Origin of the sequence: Trinickia mobilis (assembly GCF_017315705.1) — a bacterium.
Classification (GTDB): domain Bacteria; phylum Pseudomonadota; class Gammaproteobacteria; order Burkholderiales; family Burkholderiaceae; genus Trinickia_A; species Trinickia_A mobilis.
Map to the genome: position 1 here is coordinate 32,960 of NZ_JAFLRF010000015.1, position 20,918 is coordinate 53,877.

At 62.6% G+C, this 20,918-nt stretch carries 21 protein-coding genes and 1 tRNA gene; 5 read left to right on the top strand and 17 right to left on the bottom strand.

Translation table 11 applies throughout. The features are described 5' to 3' along the window. Window positions 1-117 precede the first annotated feature (117 nt). The 11 genes from J3489_RS20875 to J3489_RS20925 all read right to left on the bottom strand — a co-directional run bounded on the left by J3489_RS20875 (window position 118) and on the right by J3489_RS20925 (window position 10,279). Entirely contained in the window at window positions 118-1,371 is a 1,254-nt protein-coding gene (locus J3489_RS20875; RefSeq protein ID WP_207001205.1) for an NADH-quinone oxidoreductase subunit D, read from the bottom strand. Window positions 1,372-1,380: 9 nt separating this feature from the next. Next, the gene (locus tag J3489_RS20880) at window positions 1,381-1,983 is read right to left on the bottom strand and encodes an NADH-quinone oxidoreductase subunit C (protein WP_207001206.1); all 603 of its coding nucleotides are present in this window, start codon (window positions 1,981-1,983) and stop codon (window positions 1,381-1,383) included. Window positions 1,984-2,003: 20 nt separating this feature from the next. Next, window positions 2,004-2,483, bottom strand: a complete 480-nt coding sequence (locus tag J3489_RS20885) for a NuoB/complex I 20 kDa subunit family protein (RefSeq protein ID WP_006052903.1) — start codon at window positions 2,481-2,483, stop codon at window positions 2,004-2,006. A gap of 62 nt (window positions 2,484-2,545) precedes the next feature. Further along, the gene (locus tag J3489_RS20890) at window positions 2,546-2,905 is read right to left on the bottom strand and encodes an NADH-quinone oxidoreductase subunit A (RefSeq protein ID WP_207001208.1); all 360 of its coding nucleotides are present in this window, start codon (window positions 2,903-2,905) and stop codon (window positions 2,546-2,548) included. 156 nt (window positions 2,906-3,061) lie between these two features. Then, window positions 3,062-3,146, bottom strand: a tRNA-Leu gene (locus J3489_RS20895). A 114-nt stretch (window positions 3,147-3,260) separates the two neighbouring features. Continuing rightward, window positions 3,261-3,638 (bottom strand): preprotein translocase subunit SecG, encoded by a 378-nt coding sequence (secG, locus tag J3489_RS20900; protein ID WP_207001210.1) that lies wholly within the window; start codon window positions 3,636-3,638, stop codon window positions 3,261-3,263. A gap of 94 nt (window positions 3,639-3,732) precedes the next feature. Then, on the bottom strand, window positions 3,733-4,515 hold the full coding sequence (tpiA, locus tag J3489_RS20905) for a triose-phosphate isomerase (protein WP_207001212.1): 783 nt from the start codon (window positions 4,513-4,515) through the stop codon (window positions 3,733-3,735). 303 nt (window positions 4,516-4,818) lie between these two features. Further along, window positions 4,819-5,829: an NAD(P)H-quinone oxidoreductase gene (locus J3489_RS20910; RefSeq protein ID WP_207001214.1), complete on the bottom strand. Its 1,011-nt coding sequence runs from the start codon at window positions 5,827-5,829 to the stop codon at window positions 4,819-4,821. A gap of 243 nt (window positions 5,830-6,072) precedes the next feature. Beyond that, window positions 6,073-8,223, bottom strand: coding sequence for a polyribonucleotide nucleotidyltransferase (pnp, locus tag J3489_RS20915; RefSeq protein WP_207001216.1), 2,151 nt, complete (start codon window positions 8,221-8,223; stop codon window positions 6,073-6,075). A gap of 314 nt (window positions 8,224-8,537) precedes the next feature. Beyond that, entirely contained in the window at window positions 8,538-8,807 is a 270-nt protein-coding gene (gene rpsO / locus J3489_RS20920) for a 30S ribosomal protein S15 (RefSeq protein WP_207001221.1), read from the bottom strand. Between the two features lie 200 nt (window positions 8,808-9,007). Further along, the gene (locus J3489_RS20925) at window positions 9,008-10,279 is read right to left on the bottom strand and encodes a branched-chain amino acid ABC transporter substrate-binding protein (protein WP_374193468.1); all 1,272 of its coding nucleotides are present in this window, start codon (window positions 10,277-10,279) and stop codon (window positions 9,008-9,010) included. Window positions 10,280-10,558: 279 nt separating this feature from the next. On the opposite strand from J3489_RS20925, the gene J3489_RS20930 reads away from it, so the two are divergent. Then, entirely contained in the window at window positions 10,559-11,062 is a 504-nt protein-coding gene (locus J3489_RS20930) for a hypothetical protein (RefSeq protein WP_207001223.1), read from the top strand. 141 nt (window positions 11,063-11,203) lie between these two features. Here the strand turns inward: J3489_RS20930 and J3489_RS20935 are convergent, their stop codons facing one another. From J3489_RS20935 to J3489_RS20960, 6 genes are all read right to left on the bottom strand, one after another. Continuing rightward, on the bottom strand, window positions 11,204-12,748 hold the full coding sequence (locus tag J3489_RS20935; protein WP_207001225.1) for a 2-isopropylmalate synthase: 1,545 nt from the start codon (window positions 12,746-12,748) through the stop codon (window positions 11,204-11,206). 272 nt (window positions 12,749-13,020) lie between these two features. Continuing rightward, window positions 13,021-13,893: a CDP-diacylglycerol--serine O-phosphatidyltransferase gene (gene pssA, locus J3489_RS20940; RefSeq protein WP_207001227.1), complete on the bottom strand. Its 873-nt coding sequence runs from the start codon at window positions 13,891-13,893 to the stop codon at window positions 13,021-13,023. Window positions 13,894-13,913: 20 nt separating this feature from the next. Beyond that, the gene (locus J3489_RS20945; RefSeq protein ID WP_207001229.1) at window positions 13,914-14,552 is read right to left on the bottom strand and encodes a phosphatidylserine decarboxylase; all 639 of its coding nucleotides are present in this window, start codon (window positions 14,550-14,552) and stop codon (window positions 13,914-13,916) included. 124 nt (window positions 14,553-14,676) lie between these two features. Beyond that, window positions 14,677-15,693: a ketol-acid reductoisomerase gene (gene ilvC, locus J3489_RS20950; RefSeq protein WP_207001232.1), complete on the bottom strand. Its 1,017-nt coding sequence runs from the start codon at window positions 15,691-15,693 to the stop codon at window positions 14,677-14,679. 92 nt (window positions 15,694-15,785) lie between these two features. Then, window positions 15,786-16,277, bottom strand: a complete 492-nt coding sequence (gene ilvN, locus J3489_RS20955) for an acetolactate synthase small subunit (RefSeq protein WP_136898714.1) — start codon at window positions 16,275-16,277, stop codon at window positions 15,786-15,788. Window positions 16,278-16,389: 112 nt separating this feature from the next. Next, window positions 16,390-18,153 carry an acetolactate synthase 3 catalytic subunit gene (locus tag J3489_RS20960; RefSeq protein WP_207001373.1) on the bottom strand — a complete coding sequence of 588 codons (1,764 nt, stop codon included), beginning with the start codon at window positions 18,151-18,153 and terminating at the stop codon, window positions 16,390-16,392. Window positions 18,154-18,523: 370 nt separating this feature from the next. Between J3489_RS20960 and J3489_RS20965 the strand changes: the two genes are divergently transcribed. The 4 genes from J3489_RS20965 to J3489_RS20980 are packed head-to-tail and all read left to right on the top strand — an operon-like array spanning window position 18,524 to window position 20,856. Continuing rightward, window positions 18,524-19,087 carry an RNA polymerase sigma factor gene (locus J3489_RS20965; protein ID WP_207001234.1) on the top strand — a complete coding sequence of 188 codons (564 nt, stop codon included), beginning with the start codon at window positions 18,524-18,526 and terminating at the stop codon, window positions 19,085-19,087. Then, the gene (locus tag J3489_RS20970; RefSeq protein WP_207001236.1) at window positions 19,084-19,503 is read left to right on the top strand and encodes a DUF3619 family protein; all 420 of its coding nucleotides are present in this window, start codon (window positions 19,084-19,086) and stop codon (window positions 19,501-19,503) included. The genes J3489_RS20965 and J3489_RS20970 overlap by 4 nt, the downstream gene beginning before the upstream one ends. Before the next feature lie 21 nt (window positions 19,504-19,524). After that, window positions 19,525-20,280: a DUF3106 domain-containing protein gene (locus J3489_RS20975; protein WP_207001238.1), complete on the top strand. Its 756-nt coding sequence runs from the start codon at window positions 19,525-19,527 to the stop codon at window positions 20,278-20,280. A 6-nt stretch (window positions 20,281-20,286) separates the two neighbouring features. Further along, window positions 20,287-20,856 carry an RDD family protein gene (locus J3489_RS20980; RefSeq protein ID WP_207001240.1) on the top strand — a complete coding sequence of 190 codons (570 nt, stop codon included), beginning with the start codon at window positions 20,287-20,289 and terminating at the stop codon, window positions 20,854-20,856. Window positions 20,857-20,918 lie beyond the last annotated feature (62 nt).

Here is a 20,918-nt window from a genome sequence, read left to right on the forward strand (position 1 = left end):
ATGCGACGGACCTAGCGCTCCTCTTGGCTCCTGGCGGGGCCGCGAGCTTCGCGTCGCCCCGCGAGCGGACTTGCCGCTGGCGACACCCGCCGTTGCCGGCGCGCATCGCGCGGCGGCTTAACGGTCGACTTCCCCGAACACGATGTCCTGCGTGCCGATGATCGTCACGGCGTCGGCGATCATGTGGCCCCGCGCCATTTCGTCGAGCGCGGACAGGTGCGCATACCCGGGTGCGCGAATCTTCAGGCGATACGGCTTGTTCGCGCCGTCGGAGATCAGATAGATGCCGAACTCGCCCTTCGGATGTTCGACGGCTGCATACGCCTCGCCTTCCGGCACGTGGAAACCTTCGGTGAAGAGCTTGAAGTGGTGAATCAACTCTTCCATGTTCGACTTCATGCCCACGCGCGACGGCGGCGCAACCTTGTGATTTTCCGTCATGACGGGGCCAGAATTCTTCCGCAGCCACTCAATACATTGTTTTGCAATGCGAGTGGATTGGCGCATTTCTTCGACGCGCACCAGATAGCGGTCGTAACAATCGCCGTTCACGCCGACTGGGATGTCGAAATCGAGGCGATCGTACACTTCGTACGGCTGCTTCTTGCGCAAATCCCACTCGATGCCTGAGCCGCGCAGCATCGCCCCCGTCAGGCCGAGCTGCATCGCACGCTCCGGGCTCACCACGCCGATGCCGACCAGGCGCTGCTTCCAGATCCGGTTGTCGGTCAGCAGCGTTTCATATTCGTCGACGCAAGTCGGAAAGCGCGTGAAGAAATCGTCGATGAAGTCGAGCAGCGACCCTTGGCGCGCTTCGTTCATCCTCGACAACGCCTTCGCATTGTGGATTTTGGACGCCTTGTATTGCGGCATCGCGTCAGGCAAATCGCGGTAGACGCCGCCCGGACGGTAGTACGCCGCGTGCATCCGCGCACCGGACACGGCTTCGTACACGTCCATCAGGTCTTCGCGCTCACGGAACGCATACAGAAACACCGCCATCGCGCCGACGTCGAGCGCGTGCGCGCCGATCCACATCAGGTGGTTCAGCACGCGCGTGATTTCGTCGAACAGCACACGGATGTATTGCGCGCGGATCGGCACATCGATGCCGAGCAGCTTTTCGATCGCGAGGACATAACCGTGCTCGTTCACCATCATCGACACGTAGTCGAGACGGTCCATGTACGGCACGGATTGAATGAACGTCTTGGTTTCTGCGAGCTTTTCGGTCGCGCGGTGGAGAAGGCCGATGTGCGGATCGGCACGTTGAATCACTTCGCCGTCGAGTTCGAGCACGAGGCGCAGCACGCCGTGCGCGGCCGGGTGCTGCGGGCCGAAGTTGAGCGTGTAGTTTTTGATTTCTGCCATGGCGTCCTCTTAGTGTTTCAGACCGCCATAGCGATCCTCGCGGATCACGCGCGGCGTGATTTCGCGCGGCTCGATCGTCACCGGCTGGTAGACGACGCGCTTCTCTTCCGGGTCGTAACGCATTTCGACGTAGCCGGAGACGGGGAAATCCTTGCGGAACGGATGGCCGATAAAGCCATAGTCGGTCAGGATACGGCGCAGATCCGGGTGGCCTTCGAAGACGATGCCGTACAGATCGAACGCTTCGCGCTCGTACCAGTTCGCCGAATTCCAGATGTCGACAACCGATGCGACGATGGGCACTTCGTCATCCGGTGCGAACACGCGCACGCGCAGACGCCAATTATTCGAGATAGACAGCAGATGCAGCACCGCCGCAAAGCGCGGGCCGTCGTAGGCGCCGTCGCCGTAGGTTTGGTAGTCGACGCCGCACAGATCGATCAACTGCTCGAAGCCGAGCGCGCGGTCGTCACGCAAGCGCTTCGCGATATCGAGGTATTCGCTTGCCTTCACGACGATCGTCAGTTCACCGATCGATTCCGTGATGCTCGCAAGGCGGCCGCCAAAAGCCGCCTCGAGGTTCGCTTTGAGGGTCTCGAGTTTGCTTGCCATATTGTGGGGAGGCTCAGGCCTTATTGACGGGCGATGGTGTTGGTGCGGCGGATCTTCGCTTGCAGCTGGATCACGCCGTAGACAAGCGCCTCAGCCGTCGGCGGGCAGCCCGGCACGTAGACGTCGACCGGCACGATCCGGTCGCAGCCCCGCACCACCGAGTACGAATAGTGATAGTAGCCGCCGCCGTTTGCGCATGAGCCCATCGAGATCACCCAGCGCGGCTCGGCCATCTGATCGTAGACCTTGCGCAGCGCCGGCGCCATCTTGTTGCACAGCGTGCCGGCGACGATCATCACGTCCGACTGGCGCGGGCTGGGACGGAACACGACCCCGAAACGGTCGAGGTCGTAGCGGGCCGCGCCCGCATGCATCATCTCGACCGCGCAACACGCGAGACCGAACGTCATCGGCCACAACGAGCCGGTACGCGTCCAATTGATCAGCTTGTCAGCCGTGGTGGTGACAAACCCTTCCTTCAAGACCCCTTCGATACTCATTTGCTTTCCACTCCAGACGGGCGGCGGAGAGTGGCCGCCCACGCAAACCGGCGATTAGCCCGTCACTCCCAGTCGAGGCCGCCCTTCTTCCAGATATAGGCAAAGCCCAGCAGGAATTCGAGCAGAAAAATCATCATCGCCAAGAAGCCCGTCCAGCCGATGTCGCGCAGGGCCACACCCCACGGAAACAGGAACGCGGTTTCAAGGTCGAAAATGATGAACAGGATTGCAACGAGGTAGTAGCGCACATCGAACTTCATGCGCGCGTCTTCGAACGCTTCGAAGCCGCATTCGTACGGCGCGTTCTTTTGATTGTCGGGCTTGTTGGGGCCGAGGATCTTACCAATGCTGACCAACGCTATGCCTAAACCGGTGCCCACAATGAGGAACAACAATACGGGGAAATAGGCTGCGAGGTTCAAGACTATCCTCAATTGGTTGGTTCTGAATTCCGCCGGAGTGTACACCCTAACGGGAAATCACTTCATCCAACTCAGCGTCGCAAGGAAGCCGCAAGGCTGGAGCCAGAAGTGACAATGCCAGCCGAAGCGATGCATGCGGCTGGCATTGGATAACTTTGGTGCCGACGGCGAGACTCGAACTCGCACAGCTTTCGCCACTACCCCCTCAAGATAGCGTGTCTACCAATTTCACCACGTCGGCACTGGCTGCAATCCGGGAAAACAACTTATATAACCAGCGAATCGCTTCAAGACTTAAATTCTAACCCGTCTAAACAGTTTGTTCAACGCACAAATGCGTTTTGAACGAAATTTCTTATTTCGGCACGTTCTGACCCGGAGCCGATGCCGGCGACGCAGCAACGGGCACGGAAGCCGCCGCCGGAAGCGAAGCAGCCGATGCCGCCACCGGTGCCGTCGGAACTTCGCCAAGCACGCCAGCCGAGGGTTTCGACTTGTATGAACCGATGTAGGTCAGCGTCAGCGTCGTCACGAAAAAGATCGCCGCGAGAACGCCGGTCGTACGCGACAAGAAGTTCGCCGAACCCGTCGCGCCAAACAGGCTTCCCGACGCACCGCTGCCGAAAGCAGCGCCCATATCGGCACCCTTGCCGTGCTGAAGCAGCACGAGGCCGATGACCCCAAGCGCCGACAGCAACTGGACGACGATGATCAACGTTTTCAAATACAGCATTGCGCTCACCTGAGTTTGAGTTAATCGTCCGACACAAATGCGTCAGACGTGTGTACTGCAATCGCGCCGGCGCAACAACGCGACGGCGCTTTGTTCAATGCGCAGCAGCGATGGCCGCTTGCGCCGCCTCGCAGATCGCGAGGAAATCCTTGCTCTTCAAGGACGCGCCGCCAATCAGGCCGCCGTCGATGTCCTTCTGGCGAAACAATTCTTCCGCGTTTTCCGGCTTCACACTGCCGCCGTACAACAACGGCACGTCGGCAACCGCCGCGCCCTTCGCCGCGAGACGCCCGCGCAGGTAAGCATGCACTTCCTGCGCTTGCTCCGCCGTCGCGCTGCGGCCCGTGCCGATCGCCCAAACGGGTTCGTAGGCGACGACAATGCGAGCCGCCTCGTCCGCCGACAACACCGCGAGCACTGCCTCGAGCTGCGCGCCGACCACCCGCTCCGTCGCACCGGCGTCGCGCTCTTCGAGCGTTTCGCCGATGCAGACGACAGGCGTCAACCCAGCTTGCAGCGCACGCTGCGTTTTCGTCGCCACGAGTTCCGCGCTTTCGCGGTGATACGCGCGGCGCTCCGAGTGCCCCACGATCGCGAGCGTCGCACCGAATTCCACGGCCATTTCGGCCGCGACTTCACCGGTATAAGCGCCGTGCGTGTAAGCGGAAACGTCCTGCACGCCATAGCCGACACGCGTGCCGCTCAACAAGGTCTGCGCCTGTGCCAGATAAGGTGACGGCACGCACACGCCCACCTGCACACCGTTTTGCAGCGCGACCGCACCTTCCGCCACGGACTGCAGCAGCGCCGCATTCTCGTCAAGGCGCCCGTGCATCTTCCAGTTACCGACTACCCGCTTCGCTCGTTGTCTCGACATTGTTTAGTCCCGGCCCTTTTTCGCTTCAGGCACTTTTTCAGTGCCTGGTTCGACACCTCATTGCGCCTTCTCAGGTCGATTACTGCACGCCCCGCGGCATTTCACGCCTATGGCCGCCCCGCCTTCGCTAGACGGACCGGACGGGCTTGCTGCTCATCTTGCTGCCCATCGCACTGCCCATCGCACTGCCCATCGCACTGCCCATCGCACTGCCCATGATTCGCAGACCACCCCACGCGGCGTACGCAAAACGCGCAATTTTACTGTGTGCTGGCAGAGCGGGTCAAACCGCCTGCGTCAACCTTAGAGAGTCCAATCCAGCACGATCTTTCCGATATGCTCGCCGCTTTCCATCAGCGCGTGCGCCTGCGCCGCCTGGGCCGCGGGAAACACGCGATAGATGACCGGCTTGATGCGGCCCTCTTCGAGGTGCGGCCAGACGTGCTCTTTCAATTGACCCGCGATCTTTGCCTTGAAGTCGACGGAGCGCGGACGCAGCGTCGAGCCCGTCACCGTCAAGCGCCGGCGCAGAATCTCGTTGAAGTTGAGCTCGGCTTTTGCGCCACCGAGGAGCGCGATCAGTACGAGCCGCCCGCCGTCCGCAAGCGCGCTCAATTCACGCGTCACGTAGCTTCCCGCGACCATGTCGAGGATCACGTCGACGCCGCGATCGTTCGTCAGCGACTTCACGACCTCGACGAAATCTTCCGACTTGTAGTTGATCGCGCGGTCCGCACCAAGCTGCTCGCACGCGCGGCATTTTTCGGCGGAGCCCGCCGTCGCGAACACACGAAACCCGAGGGCGTGCGCGATCTGAATAGCCGTCACGCCGATGCCACTCGATCCGCCCTGCACGAGCAGCGTTTCGTTCTCGCCCCCTTCGCCGCGCCCCAGTTGCGCGCGCTCGAAGACATTGCTCCAGACCGTGAAAAAAGTCTCGGGCAGCGACGCCGCCTCGACATCGGAAAGCCCGTCCGGCGCCGGCAAGCACTGCGCAAGCGGCGCGCTCGCATATTCGGCGTAACCGCCGCCCGCCAAGAGCGCACACACGCGATCGCCGATCTTGAGCCCAAACGGATTGCGCTTCTCGTCGATCGTCCCACCGACGATCTCGCCTGCCACTTCCAACCCCGGCAAATCCGACGCTCCCGGAGGCGGCGCATATCCGCCCTTGCGCTGAAACACGTCAGGGCGATTGACGCCCGACGCCGCCACCTTGATGAGCACCTCACCCGCCTTCGGCTCGGGCATCGGACGCTCTCCGAGCACCAGAACTTCAGGCGCACCAAATTCGGTAATTTCGATCGCGTTCATCTACGTCACCTCCAAGGTTCGGTTGGCCTTGCGAGCCGCTCCGACATTGATTGGATGCCGCGCCGCTCGCGGGGCCAATCATCCTGCCAGCTTTGCATGGGACCCGAGTAAGCGCTAAAGCGCCAACTCGGGTCGACCGCCCTGCATGGGACCCGAGTAAGCGCTAAAGCGCCAACTCGGGTCGACACAAGAAAACGGCCGGCGCGCTTGCGCGCAGCCGGCCGTCATCATATCGCTACCGCGTTACTGCTGCGGCGCCGACTCAGGCTGCGCCGCACCCGAAGCCGCGTCGTTCAACAGCGCCTTCGCGGACAGCCGCACACGGCCCTTCTCGTCCGTCTGGATCACCTTGACCTTAACCTGCTGGCCTTCCTTCAGGTAGTCGTTGATGTCCTTGATGCGCTCGTTGGCGATTTCGGAGATATGCAGCAAGCCGTCCTTGCCCGGCAGGATATTCACGATCGCGCCGAACTCGAGCAGCTTCAGAATGGTGCCCTCATACACCTGGCCGACTTCGACTTCCATCGTAATGTTCTCGATGCGCTTCTTCGCCTCGGCCATCCCTTCGCTGCTCGTGCTCGCGATGGTAACGACGCCGTCGTCGGAAATGTCGATCGTGGTGCCGGTTTCTTCGGTCAGCGCACGGATCACCGAACCGCCCTTGCCGATCACGTCGCGGATCTTTTCCGGGTTGATCTTGATCGTAATCATGCGCGGCGCGAATTCCGACAGCTCGGTGCTCGCGCCCGACACGGCCGCGGTCATCTTGCCGAGGATGTGTATGCGGCCTTCCTTCGCCTGCGCGAGCGCGACCTGCATGATTTCCTTCGTGATGCCCTGGATCTTGATGTCCATTTGCAGCGCGGTCACGCCGTCTGCGGTGCCGGCCACCTTGAAGTCCATGTCGCCGAGGTGGTCTTCGTCGCCGAGGATGTCGGTCAGCACCGCGAACTTGTTGCCTTCGAGGATCAGGCCCATCGCGATGCCCGCGACGTGCGCCTTCATCGGCACGCCGGCGTCCATCAACGCGAGGCAGCCGCCGCAGACCGAAGCCATCGACGACGACCCGTTCGATTCCGTGATTTCCGACACGACGCGAATCGAATAGCCGAACTCGTCGGCGCTCGGCAGGCACGCGGCGAGCGCGCGCTTCGCGAGACGGCCGTGGCCGATTTCACGGCGCTTCGGCGAGCCGACGCGGCCCGTTTCGCCGGTCGCGAACGGGGGCATGTTGTAGTGAAGCATGAAGCGGTCGCGGTACTCGCCTTCGAGCGCGTCGATGATCTGCTCGTCGCCCTTGGTGCCGAGCGTCGCGACGACGAGCGCCTGCGTTTCGCCGCGCGTGAAGAGCGCCGAACCGTGCGTGCGCGGCAGCACGCCGGTGCGGATCTCGATCGGGCGCACGGTGCGCGTGTCGCGGCCGTCGATGCGCGGCTCGCCGTTCAGAATCTGGCTGCGAACGATCTTCGCTTCGATGTCGAACAGGACGTTGCCGACGGTGGTCTTGTCGGCCGGCGCGGCGCCCGTCGTCGAGGCTTCTTCTTCGAGCTTCGCCGACACCGCTGCGTACACTTCCTTCAGCTTCGTCGAACGCGCTTGCTTGTCGCGGATCTGGTAGGCGGCGAGCAGTTCGCCGTGCGCGAGCTCTGTTACGCGCGCGATCAGCGCTTCGTCCTTCGGCGCCGGCTGCCAATCCCATTCCGGCTTGCCGCCGTCACGCACGAGCTCGTGGATCGCGTCGATCGCGATTTGCATCTGCTCGTGACCGAACACCACGGCGCCGAGCATCACGTCTTCCGGCAGCTGGTCGGCTTCCGATTCGACCATCAGCACCGCGCGCTCCGTGCCCGCGACGACGAGGTCGAGGCGCGAATCCTTGATTTGGGCGCGCGTCGGGTTCAGCACGTACTCGTTGTTGATGTAGGCGACGCGCGCTGCGCCGACGGGGCCATTGAACGGCAGACCCGACACCGCGAGAGCGGCCGAAGCGCCGATCAGCGCGGGAATGTCGGCCGGGACTTCCGGATTCACCGACATCACGTGCACGACGACCTGCACTTCGTTATAGAAACCTTCCGGGAAAAGCGGACGCAGCGGACGGTCGATCAGGCGCGAGGTCAGCGTCTCATGCTCCGACGGGCGCCCTTCGCGGCGGAAGAAGCCGCCGGGGATCTTGCCAGCGGAGTAGGTCTTTTCGAGGTAGTCGACGGTCAGCGGGAAAAAATCCTGCCCCGGCTTCGCCGATTTCGCGCCGACGACGGTCGCGAGCACCACGGTGTCTTCGACATCGACGAGCACGGCGCCGCTTGCCTGACGAGCAATTTCGCCCGTTTCCATCCGGACGTTATGTTGTCCCCACTTAAACTCTTTGACGACTTTATTGAACATAGTCACTCCTTCTCACTTTTCGCTCATTTCATTTATACGTTTCGCCGCAGCCTTACCTGGCGCGGCGACGTCACAGCCAAGGCCCATACGGGAAGAGGAGTGTTATGCCATTCCAGCGCTTCACGCGGTGAGTGAAGCGCTGGAATGACACAAAGCTCTGCCCGCCAAGCCAGACCGTGTTGCAAGCCCTGCGCCGCATGGTGTCCCTGGCCGCGGCGCCTGGCGGTTTGACGCAATTCACATGAAGTGCGCCATTCAAAAACAAAATGCCTGTATCAGCAGACTGACACAGGCATCCTGTTGAAGAGACGATAGTCCGATTACTTGCGCAGACCCAGCTTTTCGATCAACGAACGATAGCGGTCAGCGTCCTTGCCCTTCAGGTAGTCGAGCAGCTTGCGGCGGCGGCTCACCATGCGCAGCAGCCCGCGGCGGCTGTGATGGTCCTTCGAGTGGGACTTGAAGTGGGAGGTCAACTCGTTGATGCGAGTCGTCAGCAACGCGACTTGCACTTCAGGAGAGCCGGTGTCATTGGCAGCACGCGCGAATTGCGCGACAACGTCGGACTTCTTGATATCAGCAACAGACATTTGATTTCCTTAAGAACTAGACAGGCGGTCACGGAAGAAAGGCCGTGCCGTGGGGGTACAGCAAGACGCGTATTGTAGCACAGCCGGATTCGGCGGCTAGCGGTACCGTAAGGATCCTGTTTCGGGGTGCTTTCCGAGGCGGGCTCGAAGCCCGTAAGCGGGGCCCCGCAAGTCCGCGAGAACGCACAGCGCCGGTGCCTTCACGGGCGCTTCATCTGGCAGGTCGTCGGCAACACGGTCCGCTCCGGCGGCAGCGCCAGCACGGTGCGAAAGCCGTAGCCGCTCCCTTCGTTGTCGAAACGCACGCCCGGCGTGCCCGCCTTGTCCATCTCCATCACATAAAGGGGCTGGATCAGCTGATGGTCTTCGGCGCGCATCCACGCGCGGTGAAACCCATTGTCGAATTTCATCCCTTCGAGCGACTTCGCGACCGCGGCCGGGTCCGACGTGTCCGCACGCGTCATCGCGTCGGCCAACATCTCGATCATCACCTCCATGCGCAGCACCGGGTAGTCGTCCTGCGCGGCCGGAAAGCGCGCGCGAAAGGCCGCGTAGTAGGCGTCGGAGGCCGCCGGTCCCGCATTGGGATGCCAGTCCGCGACGGCCAGCACGCGCTTCACGCCGGCGTCGCCGAGCGCCGCGGGTGCGTCAAGGCTGTTGCCGTAGAACGTGTAGAACTTCGCATTGAACCCCTGCTCGCGCGCCGCTTTGACCAGCAAGCTCAAGTCGTTGCCCCAATTTCCCGTGATGACCGCATCGGCGCCGCTCGCGCGCATTTTGGCGATATAGGGCGTGAAGTCCTTCACGCGGCCGATCGGATGAAATTCGTCGCCGACGATCGCGATGTCCGGGCGCTTTTGCGCCAGCGCCTCGCGCGCGAGCGTGCTGACGTCATGCCCGAAGCTGTAGTCCTGGTTCAGCAGGTAGACCTTTTTCACGGACCGGTCCTGCTGGATCACGTCCGCAAGCGCGCCCATCCGCATGCCCGCGTGCGCGTCGAAACGAAAATGCCAGAAGCTGCAATTGGCGTTGGTGAGCGCCGGGTCGTCGGCCGAATAGTTGAGGAACAGCTCGCGATTGTCCGGCTCGCGCGCGTTTTGCTTTTCGATCGCCGCGACAAGCGCCGCCGCGACCGCCGAGCTGTTGCCCTGCATCACGAAGCCGATGCGGCGGTCGGCAGCGGCGCGCAGTTGGACGAGCGCGCCCTCTGTGCTGCCCTTGCTGTCGAGCACGACCAATTCGAGCGGGTGCGCGCCATCGGCAAGCCTGACGCCGCCGCGCGCATTCACGCGTTCGACGCCAAAGCGCAGGTTCCGCTCGACCGCGGCGCCGGCGTTGGCGAACGGCCCCGACATCCCCTCGATCAAGGCCAGCTGGATCGGCGCCCCCGTCCCCGCCGCCGCTTCGGCGACCTTCGCCGCCGGCATCGCCGCCATCCATGCTGCAACGGCGGCCGCCGCCAGCCGGCTCATCCATGCTCTCGTCATCGCTGCCCCGCTTGAATGATTCGAAGCGCGGATCATAGGCCGGCCACCCGGCCATTCGCAAGCAAGCGTCCCGCCGCGCCCTCGCCCCTTTTTCGACGCAGAATGCGCGACGTTGTCGGCAACACGGCGCATTGCCATTCATCGTTTCGCGAACGCCGTCACACCGCCCTTTTCGAAGCGCTAAAAAAATCTTTTGCTGCGCAACCTGTCAAAATCTTGTGACCCCGTGATAAAAAGCCGTCACTCTATGAATCGGAGGACTCCATGAGAAAGCGCCTGACATCCGTGTTAGCGTGCACCGCGACGTTGCTGCTCGCCGGCTGCGCGCAGCCTTGGCAGCAATTCGGGGCGGGCGCCGACCAATCGACGATCATCAGCCGCCTTGGTCCGCCGCGCGAAGTGTACGACCTGCCCAATGGCGGCAAGCGCCTGATGTGGCCGACGCAGCCGATGGGCGAAGTCACCACCGCCGCCGATATCGACGCCTCCGGCAAAATTGTGAACGTGCGCCAGGTATTGCAGCCCAACGAGTTTTATCGCGCGCAAATCGGGCAGTGGACCAAGAAAGACGTGCTCGTCAACTTCGGCCGTCCGGAGGAAACCTCGTATTTCCCGTTGATGAAGCGTGAAGTTTGGACGTATCGCTATCTGGAGGACAACGTCTGGTATCTGCTGTACAGCTTCTATTTCGACGATCAAGGCGTGCTGCGGCTCACGCAGAAGACGCCCGATCCGCTGCACGATCCTGACCGGCGCGGTATCTTCTGACAAAAACGCCACGTGCCGTTCGCGAACGCCTCCAGCGGCGGCGCAGATAGCAAAAAGCCCTCGCATTTTTTGGCGAGGGCTTTTTATTTCCAGCGGGAAAACAAACGGCACTGGATCAACCGCCGCCTGTTGCCTGCTCGATCAGGAACGCTGCGGGTTCAGCTTGTCCGCATTCGAGTACAGCTTGTTCAGCGCCGAGATGTAGGCCTTCGCCGACGCCGCGACGATATCCGGATCGGTGCCGACGCCGTTCACGATGCGCCCGCTCTTCGACAGACGCACCGTCACTTCGCCCTGTGCCTGCGTGCCGGTCGTGATCGCGTTCACCGAATACAGCAACAGCTCGGAGCCGCTGCCGACTTCGCTTTCGATCGCATTGAGCGTCGCATCGACCGGCCCGTTGCCGTTCGCCTCGCCGGTCGTCTCCTTGCCGTCGACCGAAAAGACGACGCGCGCATGCGGCCGCTCGCCGGTCTCGGAGTGCTGCGCCAGCGACACGAACTTGTAGTGCTCGCGTTCCTGCGCTTGCGCCGATTCCTCGGTGACGATCGCGATGATGTCTTCGTCGAAGATTTCCGACTTGCGGTCGGCAAGTTCCTTGAAGCGCGCAAACGCGGCGTTCAATTCGGCTTCGCTGTCGAGCGTGATGCTCAGCTCTTGCAGACGCTGCTTGAACGCATTGCGGCCCGACAGCTTGCCGAGCACGATCTTGTTCGCGGTCCAGCCCACGTCTTCGGCGCGCATGATTTCGTACGTGTCGCGCGCTTTGAGCACGCCGTCCTGGTGAATGCCCGACGCGTGCGCGAACGCGTTTGCGCCCACCACAGCCTTGTTCGGCTGCACGACGAAGCCGGTGATCTGCGACACGAGCTTCGAGGCCGGCACGATCTGCGTCGTATCGATGCCGAGATCGAGGGCGAAGTAGTCCTTGCGGGTCTTCACGGCCATCACGATTTCTTCGAGCGACGTGTTGCCCGCGCGCTCGCCCAGACCGTTGATCGTGCACTCGACCTGGCGCGCGCCGCCAATCTGCACGCCGGCGAGCGAGTTGGCGACCGCCATGCCGAGGTCATTATGGCAATGCACGGAGAACACCGCCTTGTGCGAGTTCGGGATGCGCTCGCGCAGTGTCTTAACGAGGTTGCCGTACAGCTCGGGCACGCCGTAGCCGACCGTGTCCGCAATGTTGATCGTCGTCGCGCCTTCGTCGATCACCGCTTCCAGCACGCGGCAGAGGAAATCCATGTCGGAACGGCTGCCGTCCTCCGGCGAGAACTCGACGTCATCGGTGAATTTGCGCGCGAAGCGCACCGCGAGGCGCGCCTGGTCGTACACCTGCTCGGGCGTCATGCGCAGCTTCTTTTCCATGTGCAGCGGCGACGTTGCGATGAACGTGTGGATGCGAAAGCGCTCGGCGGCGCGCAGCGCATCGGCGGCGCGTTGGATGTCCTTGTCGTTCGCGCGGGCAAGCGAGCAGACCGTGCTTTCCTTGATGATCGATGCAATCGTGTTGATCGCGTCGAAGTCGCCGTTCGAGCTGGCCGCAAAGCCCGCTTCGATCACGTCGACGCGCATCCGCTCCAATTGCTTCGCGATGCGGATTTTCTCTTCTTTTGTCATCGACGCTCCGGGGGATTGCTCGCCGTCGCGCAACGTCGTGTCGAAAATAATCAGCTTGTCTGTCATTTCAGGTCTCCGGGGACTCGTTCATTCGATTGGATACAAAACGGAATTCGGGTGTTTGCGCCACCGCAGGCGACGCCAAACAACGAACGAGGCAAACGGAGGGCGAAAACGATCAGCGCGGCAGGCGCGCTAGGCCTAGCGCGCGTAGCGGCGCACCGGCTAGAAGAGAAAGGAAGGGGAATGTGAAAGTCGCCATGCAGGTGACTATAGCGGCATTCGGAAAATCGCGCAAATGGGGTCACGAAGCCCACACGCAAATTGCTTGCACCCGGTCAGTGATCGTGCGGCGAAGACCTCGCCGGATTCTCCCTGCCCCGGACCGCCATGTACGCCCAAAAAGCGTAGCCCGAAAAGCCGTACAGCACGAAAAGGCCAAACAGCATCAGCGGCGGATCGGACGACACCAGCACGAACGCCACGACGACCAGGAGGATCGCCGCGAACGGCACTCGATGCCGAACGTCGAGCGCCTTGCCGCTGTAGAACGGGGCATTCGAGACCATCGTCACGCCGGCGTACACGGTCAGCGCGAACGCCACCCACGGCAGCCACACGAGCTTGACCGGCACACGGTTATCGGTCGCAAGCCACACGAAGCCCGCGATCAGCGCCGCCGCGGCCGGGCTCGGAAGCCCCTGGAAGAACCGCTTGTCGACGACGCCGATGTTCGTGTTGAAGCGCGCGAGACGCAGCGCAGCACCCGAACAGTAGACGAACGCCGCGAGCCAGCCCCAGCGGCCCAGATCCTTCAGCACCCATTCGTACATCACAAGCGCCGGCGCCACGCCGAACGACACCATGTCCGAAAGGCTGTCGAACTGCTCCCCGAACGCGCTTTGCGTGTGCGTCATCCGTGCGACGCGGCCGTCCATCCCGTCGAGCACCATCGCAACGAAGATCGCGATCGCCGCGATCTCGAAGCGCACGTTCATCGCCTGCACGACGGCGAAGAAACCGCAGAACAGCGCCGCGGTGGTGAACGCGTTGGGCAGTAGATAAATGCCGCGCTTCCTCAAAAACTGCTGGCGTAGAGCGCGGCGGCTGTCGACCGGCCCCGGCTCCGCCGCCAGCGCCTTGTTGCGGCGAAAGGGCCGCGGCAAATGCGAGCCGTTCGAACGGGGGCGGCGCGGTTTGAATGCGGCCATCGATGCCTCCTTGTGCCGCCTTAGAATTCAGCGAGAATCGTCGACGACGCGGAGACCTTCTCGCCGATCGAGACGCGCGGACGGCTGCCCACCGGCAGGTACACATCGACGCGCGAGCCGAACCGGATGAAGCCGTAGCGCTGGCCGCGCGTGAGCGGTTCACCGGCGCGCACGTAGCAGAGAATGCGCCGTGCGATGAGGCCCGCGATCTGCACCGAGGTTACCGTCTGGCCCCCTGCGGTCTGGATTACGACCGCGTTGCGCTCGTTTTCGAGCGACGCTTTGTCGATGGCGGCGTTCAAGTAAGCGCCCGGAAAATACTCGACCTTGGAGATCGCGCCATCCACCGGAGAGCGCTGCGAATGGACGTTGAAAACGTTCATGAACACGCTGATCTTCATCGCTTCGCGATTCGCGTAGGGATCGTGCGTGGTTTCGACCGCGACGATACGTCCGTCGGCGGGACACAGCACGGCATTCGCCTGCGTCGGAATCGGACGCGCCGGATCGCGGAAAAACTGCACGACGAAAATGAGCAGCAGCCAGAACGGCCAGGCAAAGCCGAACCCCGCGACGGCATGGATCAACAACGCAACGACGGCAGCGATCCCAATGAAAGGCCAGCCTTCGCGCGCGATGATCGGGTGAGGGTAATTCATGGATTGATTCAGTCTTTTTGTAAAACCGTAGGATAGCAAAAGCCGTCCGGCGCACGGCGACTCCGGACGGCTTTTTGGTGCAACCGGCACGCGTTTTGCACCGGCTGCGGCGAAGCAACGCGACTTAGTTCTTCGACTGGTCGACGAGCTTGTTCTTCGCGATCCACGGCATCATCGCACGCAGCTTCGAGCCGACTTGCTCGATCTCGTGCTCGGCCGTCAGGCGGCGGCGCGATTGCAGCGTCGGCGCGCCAGCGCGGTTTTCGATGATGAAGCTCTTCGCGTACTCGCCCGTCTGGATGTCCTTCAGGACGTCCTTCATGACCTTCTTCGTTTCATCCGTGATGATGCGCGGACCCGTCACGTACTCGCCGTACTCGGCGTTGTTCGAGATCGAGTAGTTCATGTTCGCGATGCCGCCTTCATAAATCAGGTCGACGATCAGCTTCAGTTCGTGCAGGCACTCGAAGTACGCCATTTCCGGCGCGTAGCCCGCTTCGACCAGCGTCTCGAAGCCGGCCTTGATCAGTTCGACGGTACCGCCGCACAGCACGGCCTGCTCGCCGAACAAGTCGGTTTCGGTTTCTTCGCGGAAGTTGGTTTCGATGATGCCGGCACGGCCGCCGCCGTTCGCCGCCGCGTACGACAGCGCGACGTCGCGCGCCGCGCCCGACTTGTCTTGCGCCACCGCGATCAGGTGGGGCACGCCGCCGCCTTGCGTGTACGTGCCGCGCACGGTGTGGCCCGGCGCCTTCGGCGCGATCATGATCACGTCCAGATCCGCACGCGGAATGACCTGGCCGTAGTGGACGTTGAAGCCGTGCGCGAACGCGAGCGCTGCGTTCTGCTTGATGTTCGCGTGCACTTCCTTCGCGTAGACCTCGGCGATCTGCTCGTCGGGCAGGAGCATCATCACGACGTCGGCGCCCTTCACGGCTTCCGCCACTTCCTTCACGGCGAGGCCCGCGTTCTCGGCCTTGCTCCACGAAGCGCCGCCCTTGCGCAGACCGACCGTCACATTCACGCCGCTGTCCTTCAGGTTCAGCGCGTGGGCATGGCCTTGCGAGCCATAGCCGATGATCGTGACCTGCTTGCCTTTGATGAGGGAGAGGTCGGCGTCTTTATCGTAGAAAACTTTCATGTCTGTTCCTTCGCGTAATCAGTGAAATTCAAATGCGTTGCGTGGTTGCGCCGGGTTTGTTTTCGCTGCGCCCGGCGCCGATCGAAGCGGCGTCACACCTTCAGAATGCGTTCGCCGCGGCCGATCCCCGAGCTGCCCGTGCGGACCGTTTCGAGAATCACGGCGGCGTCGAGCCCTTCGATGAAAGCATCGAGCTTGTCGCTCGCGCCCGTCAATTCGATCGTGTAGGTTTTTTCGGTGACGTCGATGATACGTCCGCGGAAGATATCCGCCATCCGTTTCATCTCCTCACGCTCTTTGCCGACCGCTCTCACCTTGATCAGCATCAACTCTCGTTCGATGTGGGCGCCCTCGGTCAGGTCGACCACTTTCACCACCTCGATCAGGCGGTTCAGATGCTTCGTGATCTGTTCGATCACGTCGTCGGAGCCAATGGAAACGATGGTCAGACGCGACAGCGAATGGTCTTCGGTCGGCGCCACCGTCAAGGTTTCGATGTTGTAGCCGCGTGCCGAAAAGAGCCCGACGACGCGCGATAACGCGCCCGGTTCGTTTTCCAGCAGGACGGAAATAATGTGTCTCATGGTTGATTTCCCAGTCTATCCAGATGTCGATGCCAACGGTTGCCGCCGCCCCGCCTTCGCTGCGCCCTTCGTGAAGGCACGCGAGAGCCGAAGCTGGCGCGGGCAAGCGTCGTTATAGGTCTTCCGAGCCGAGCAGCATCTCGGTGATGCCCTTGCCGGCCTGAACCATCGGCCAGACGTTTTCGGTCGGATCGGTCTGGAAATCGAGAAATACGGTGCGATCCTTCAGACGCAGCGCTTCCTTCAGCGCCGGCTCGACATCCGCGGTTCTTTCGATGCGCATGCCGACGTGGCCGTACGCTTCGGCGAGCTTTACGAAGTCCGGCAGCGCATCCATGTACGAATGCGAATAGCGCTTGCTGTATTCGATCTGCTGCCACTGGCGGACCATGCCGAGGTAGCGGTTGTTCAGCGAGATGATCTTGACCGCCGTGTCGTACTGCTTGCAGGTCGAGAGCTCCTGGATGCACATCTGGATCGAGCCTTCGCCCGTGATGCAGACGACTTCGTCGTCCGGGTGCGCCATCTTGACGCCCATCGCCGCAGGCAGGCCGAAGCCCATCGTGCCGAGCCCGCCCGAGTTGATCCAGCGGCGCGGCTTGTTGAAGCGATAGAACTGCGCGGCCCACATCTGGTGCTGGCCGACGTCCGAGCAGACGAACGCGTTGCCGTCGGTGAGTTCCCAGAGCTTTTCGACGACGTATTGCGGCTTGATGATCTCGCTCGCGCGGTCGTACTTGAGGCAATTCTTCGAGCGCCAGCCTTCGATGTCCTTCCACCATTGCGCGAGCGCATCGGTGTCGGGGCCGTGCTCGGCGTGCTGCAATTGCTCGATGAGCTCCTTGAGCACTTCCTTCACGTCGCCGACGATCGGAATGTCGACCTTCACGCGCTTGCTGATCGAGGAAGGATCGATGTCGATATGGATGATCTTGCGCGGGCGCGAGGCGAAGTGCGCCGGGTCCCCGATCACGCGATCGTCGAAGCGCGCGCCGATGGCGATCAGCACGTCGCAGTTCTGCATCGCCATGTTGGCTTCGTACGTGCCGTGCATGCCGAGCATGCCGAGGAACTTCTTGTCGTTCGCGCGGTAGCCGCCGAGACCCATCAGCGTGTTCGTGACGGGGTAGCCGAGCAGATCGGCGAACTGGTTCAGCTCGCGCGACGCGTCGGCGAGGATGATGCCGCCGCCGGTGTAGATATACGGGCGCTTCGCCGACAGGAGCAGCGCGACCGCCTTGCGGATCTGGCCGGAGTGGCCCTTGGTCACCGGGTTGTACGAGCGCAGCGACACGCTCTTGATCGGCTCGTACTGGCACGGCATCTTCGACACGTCCTTCGGAATGTCGATCAGCACGGGGCCCGGGCGGCCGGTGCGGGCAATGTAGAACGCTTTCTTGACCGTGGACGCGAGATCGCGCACGTCCTTCACGAGGAAGTTGTGCTTCACGCACGGACGCGTGATGCCGACCGTATCGCACTCCTGGAACGCATCCTGGCCGATGGCGGCAGTCGGCACCTGGCCGCTGATGATCACCACCGGGATCGAATCCATGTAGGCCGTGGCGATGCCGGTCACCGCGTTGGTGACGCCGGGGCCGGAGGTCACGAGACAGACGCCGACCTTGCCGGTCGAGCGCGCGTAGGCGTCGGCGGCGTGCACGGCGGCTTGCTCGTGGCGCACGAGGATGTGCTGAAACTTGTCTTGCTTGTACAGCTCGTCGTAGATGTAGAGTACCGAGCCGCCGGGATAGCCCCAGACGAATTCGACGTCTTCGTCGGCGAGCGCGCGCATGAGCACGGTAGCGCCAATGGAGTCAGCTTCGTGGGGGAGAGTCGTATCCGACGTGGAAAATTCCGCGCTTGGCATATTCATCATTCACCTTTCGAATTTTCGGCAAAAAATTGATCGGGTGCTCTCTGCCGGGCTTGTGGCTCGGGTTCAAGCGGCGCGTCCAGTTGACAGGCGAACTTCTTGGGCTCGCCTCAAAAGAGACAGTCACTTATGTTGCGAACCGTTGAAGATAATCGCTGCGCATAGCGCGGTCAAGTCATAATTCCCGCAGCGCAGCACGCCCAGCCCGCAAGCCTGTCGGAATTCTCGGTAAAAACCGCGTAAAAACAACGATTCAGCCGAGCATTGCGGCGCCCGGCGACCCAGCACGGCAAAAGTTTGTTAGCATCCGCGGGTTTTACGACATTTTTCAATCGATTACGGCGTGCACTCGCTGCGCCGATTCCCACGGATGGCATCAGACAAGGAACTCGCCGATTTTCTGGCGGGCGTCGAAAGGCGCGCGTTCAAGCAGACGGTCTACGCCGTGCGCGACGACGATGCCGCCCTAGATATCGTTCAGGACGCAATGATCAAGCTCGCCGAGAAGTACGGCGACCGTCCGGCGGCTGAGCTTCCCCTTCTCTTTCAGCGTATTCTTCAGAACGCGACGCATGATTATTTTCGTCGCCAGAAAGTGCGCAATACTTGGATCAGCCTGTTTTCGTCGCTTGGAAACGCGGAAGACGACGAATTCGATCCGCTCGAAACCCTCGAATCCGAGGAAGGCTCGATCGGAGCGGAAAGCAGTGAGCAAAAGCTCGAACGCGATCAGGTGCTGGCGCTGATCGACGCGGAGATCCAAAAATTACCGGCACGTCAACGGGAGGCGTTTCTCATGCGTTACTGGGAAGATATGGATGTCGCCGAGACTGCCGCCGCAATGGGCTGCTCCGAAGGCAGTGTCAAGACACACTGTTCCCGAGCCACGCACGCACTGGCGGCCGCGCTCAAGGCCAAAGGAATCACGCTATGAGCTCCGCTCCCGATACAAAAGAACTCGAATTCGCACTGAAAGTGCGTCGCGCGCTCGACGAAAACGCCGCCAACCTGCCCGTCTCCGCTGTCGACAAGCTGGCGGCTGCCCGGCGCACCGCTCTCGCCCGCAAGAAACCGGAAGCCGTCACCGCACCCGCCTTGGCGCCGGTGTTCGCCCATGCCGGCATGCCCGTCCCTGCTGGCGCGCCGCGCCGCGTCTCGCCGCTGCGCCGCCTCTTGCGCGTATGGCCGCTCGTGGCGCTCGTGCTGGGCGTCGCCGCCGTAGCCTATTGGGAAGACGTGCAGCGCGCCGCCGAACTCGCCGATATCGATGCCGCGATGCTGAGCGACGATCTGCCGCTCAACGCGTATCTCGATCACGGGTTCAACGCGTATCTGTCGCGCGCCCGTTAAAGCGGCAGGGAGAAAATCGGGGTGAGCTACAAGCGCGGCTTGGCCGTTCTGTTCGGGTGCGCGATTGCGGGCCTGGTCGCGTTCGCCGCAACTTATCCGCGCTTCTGTGCGCAGCCGGCCGCGGCGCCGGCCGCCGGCGCGCCTCTTGGCGTGTCGTCGCCGGTCACGGCGCTGACGGCCGATCTGCCGTCGCTGCCGATCGACAGCAATCCGCTCTCGTGGGCGCGCCTGACGCGCGCCCAGCACGAGGCGCTCGCTCCGTTCGCATCCGAGTGGGACAGGTTCAGCGACGAACGCAAGCGCAAATGGATCAAGATCGCGTCGCGTTTCGCGAAGATGTCGCCTGAAGCACAAAAAAGGCTGCACGAACGCATGATGGAGTGGGTCAAGATGACGCCGGAGCAGCGGCGCGTCGCACGCGAGAACTATCAGGTTTCGAAGGAATTGCCGGCGCAGGCGCGCCAGAACGCCTGGAAGGCGTATCAGGAGCTGCCTGAGGAGCAGAAAGAGAAACTCGCCGCCGCCGAGCGCAAACGCCGGCCGACCGTCGTCAGCGCGCCGCCGTCCGGTACGAAGAGCGAAATCAAGGGGATCAACCGGCTCGTGAACCAGCACGAGCAGCCGGGAAGCAGCGTGGCAGCGTTGCCTCAGCCGCACCCGGCAAGCGAGCCCGCAGCGGGCGGTGTGCCGCAGCTTCCGGCGCCGGGCAGTTTCACGCCCGCGACGCCGGTGCCGGTGTCGCCGCCCGAAGCGCCTTCGGTGTACCAAGGCTCCTGAACGCGGTTGCGCCCGCCCGTGCTCACGCCTACGACCGACGCCCGCACACCCCATCCGCCCGCGGCTCACGTGAGCGCACCGCCGAGCGTGCGCCGCCGGCTGGCGTCGATGGCGTATGAGGGCGTGATCCTGTTCGGCGTCGTGTTCTTCGCCGGCTACCTCTTCAGCACGCTGACCCAGCAGCGCAACGGTCTCACCCATCACAACCTGCTTGCCGCGTGGATCGGTGTCGTGGCCGGCGTCTATTTCGTCTGGTTCTGGACGCACGGCGGCCAGACGCTGCCGATGAAAACATGGCGGCTGCGCGTGGTTGGCGCCGACGGCAAGGCGGTGTCCGTCGGACGCGCGATTGTCCGCTATGCGCTGGCGTGGCTATGGTTTCTGCCGCCGCTCGCCTTGCATCCGCTCCTGAAATTGAGCCTGCCGGTGACGCTAGGCGTCGCGGCCGTCTGGTTCGTCCTGTGGGCCGCGGCCGCGCGGTTCGACCGCGAACGGCAATTCCCGCACGATCGGCTGGCGGGCACACGCATCGTCACCGTCGACCTCGCCCGGCCCGCCGCCGCAACCGCCGGCTGATGCGCTTTTGCAACGCCCGGCACGGCACAAACGGCACGTAATAAGAAGTTCTTGTGACTGTC

What these genes read in the sequence shown, in the direction of transcription:
- J3489_RS20925 (WP_374193468.1), bottom strand. Translation starts at nt 10,279, where the DNA reads ATGAGCCGGCTGGCGGCGGCCGCCGTTGCAGCATGGATGGCGGCGATG.
- J3489_RS20960 (WP_207001373.1), bottom strand. Translation starts at nt 18,153, where the DNA reads ATGAATATGCCAAGCGCGGAATTTTCCACGTCGGATACGACTCTCCCC.
- J3489_RS20910 (WP_207001214.1), bottom strand. Translation starts at nt 5,829, where the DNA reads ATGAACGCGATCGAAATTACCGAATTTGGTGCGCCTGAAGTTCTGGTG.
- J3489_RS20935 (WP_207001225.1), bottom strand. Translation starts at nt 12,748, where the DNA reads ATGACAGACAAGCTGATTATTTTCGACACGACGTTGCGCGACGGCGAG.
- rpsO (WP_207001221.1), bottom strand. Translation starts at nt 8,807, where the DNA reads ATGTCTGTTGCTGATATCAAGAAGTCCGACGTTGTCGCGCAATTCGCG.
- J3489_RS20875 (WP_207001205.1), bottom strand. Translation starts at nt 1,371, where the DNA reads ATGGCAGAAATCAAAAACTACACGCTCAACTTCGGCCCGCAGCACCCG.
- ilvC (WP_207001232.1), bottom strand. Translation starts at nt 15,693, where the DNA reads ATGAAAGTTTTCTACGATAAAGACGCCGACCTCTCCCTCATCAAAGGC.
- J3489_RS20965 (WP_207001234.1), top strand. Translation starts at nt 18,524, where the DNA reads ATGGCATCAGACAAGGAACTCGCCGATTTTCTGGCGGGCGTCGAAAGG.
- J3489_RS20880 (WP_207001206.1), bottom strand. Translation starts at nt 1,983, where the DNA reads ATGGCAAGCAAACTCGAGACCCTCAAAGCGAACCTCGAGGCGGCTTTT.
- J3489_RS20970 (WP_207001236.1), top strand. Translation starts at nt 19,084, where the DNA reads ATGAGCTCCGCTCCCGATACAAAAGAACTCGAATTCGCACTGAAAGTG.
- J3489_RS20945 (WP_207001229.1), bottom strand. Translation starts at nt 14,552, where the DNA reads ATGAATTACCCTCACCCGATCATCGCGCGCGAAGGCTGGCCTTTCATT.
- pssA (WP_207001227.1), bottom strand. Translation starts at nt 13,893, where the DNA reads ATGGCCGCATTCAAACCGCGCCGCCCCCGTTCGAACGGCTCGCATTTG.
- J3489_RS20930 (WP_207001223.1), top strand. Translation starts at nt 10,559, where the DNA reads ATGAGAAAGCGCCTGACATCCGTGTTAGCGTGCACCGCGACGTTGCTG.
- secG (WP_207001210.1), bottom strand. Translation starts at nt 3,638, where the DNA reads ATGCTGTATTTGAAAACGTTGATCATCGTCGTCCAGTTGCTGTCGGCG.
- ilvN (WP_136898714.1), bottom strand. Translation starts at nt 16,277, where the DNA reads ATGAGACACATTATTTCCGTCCTGCTGGAAAACGAACCGGGCGCGTTA.
- tpiA (WP_207001212.1), bottom strand. Translation starts at nt 4,515, where the DNA reads ATGTCGAGACAACGAGCGAAGCGGGTAGTCGGTAACTGGAAGATGCAC.
- J3489_RS20885 (WP_006052903.1), bottom strand. Translation starts at nt 2,483, where the DNA reads ATGAGTATCGAAGGGGTCTTGAAGGAAGGGTTTGTCACCACCACGGCT.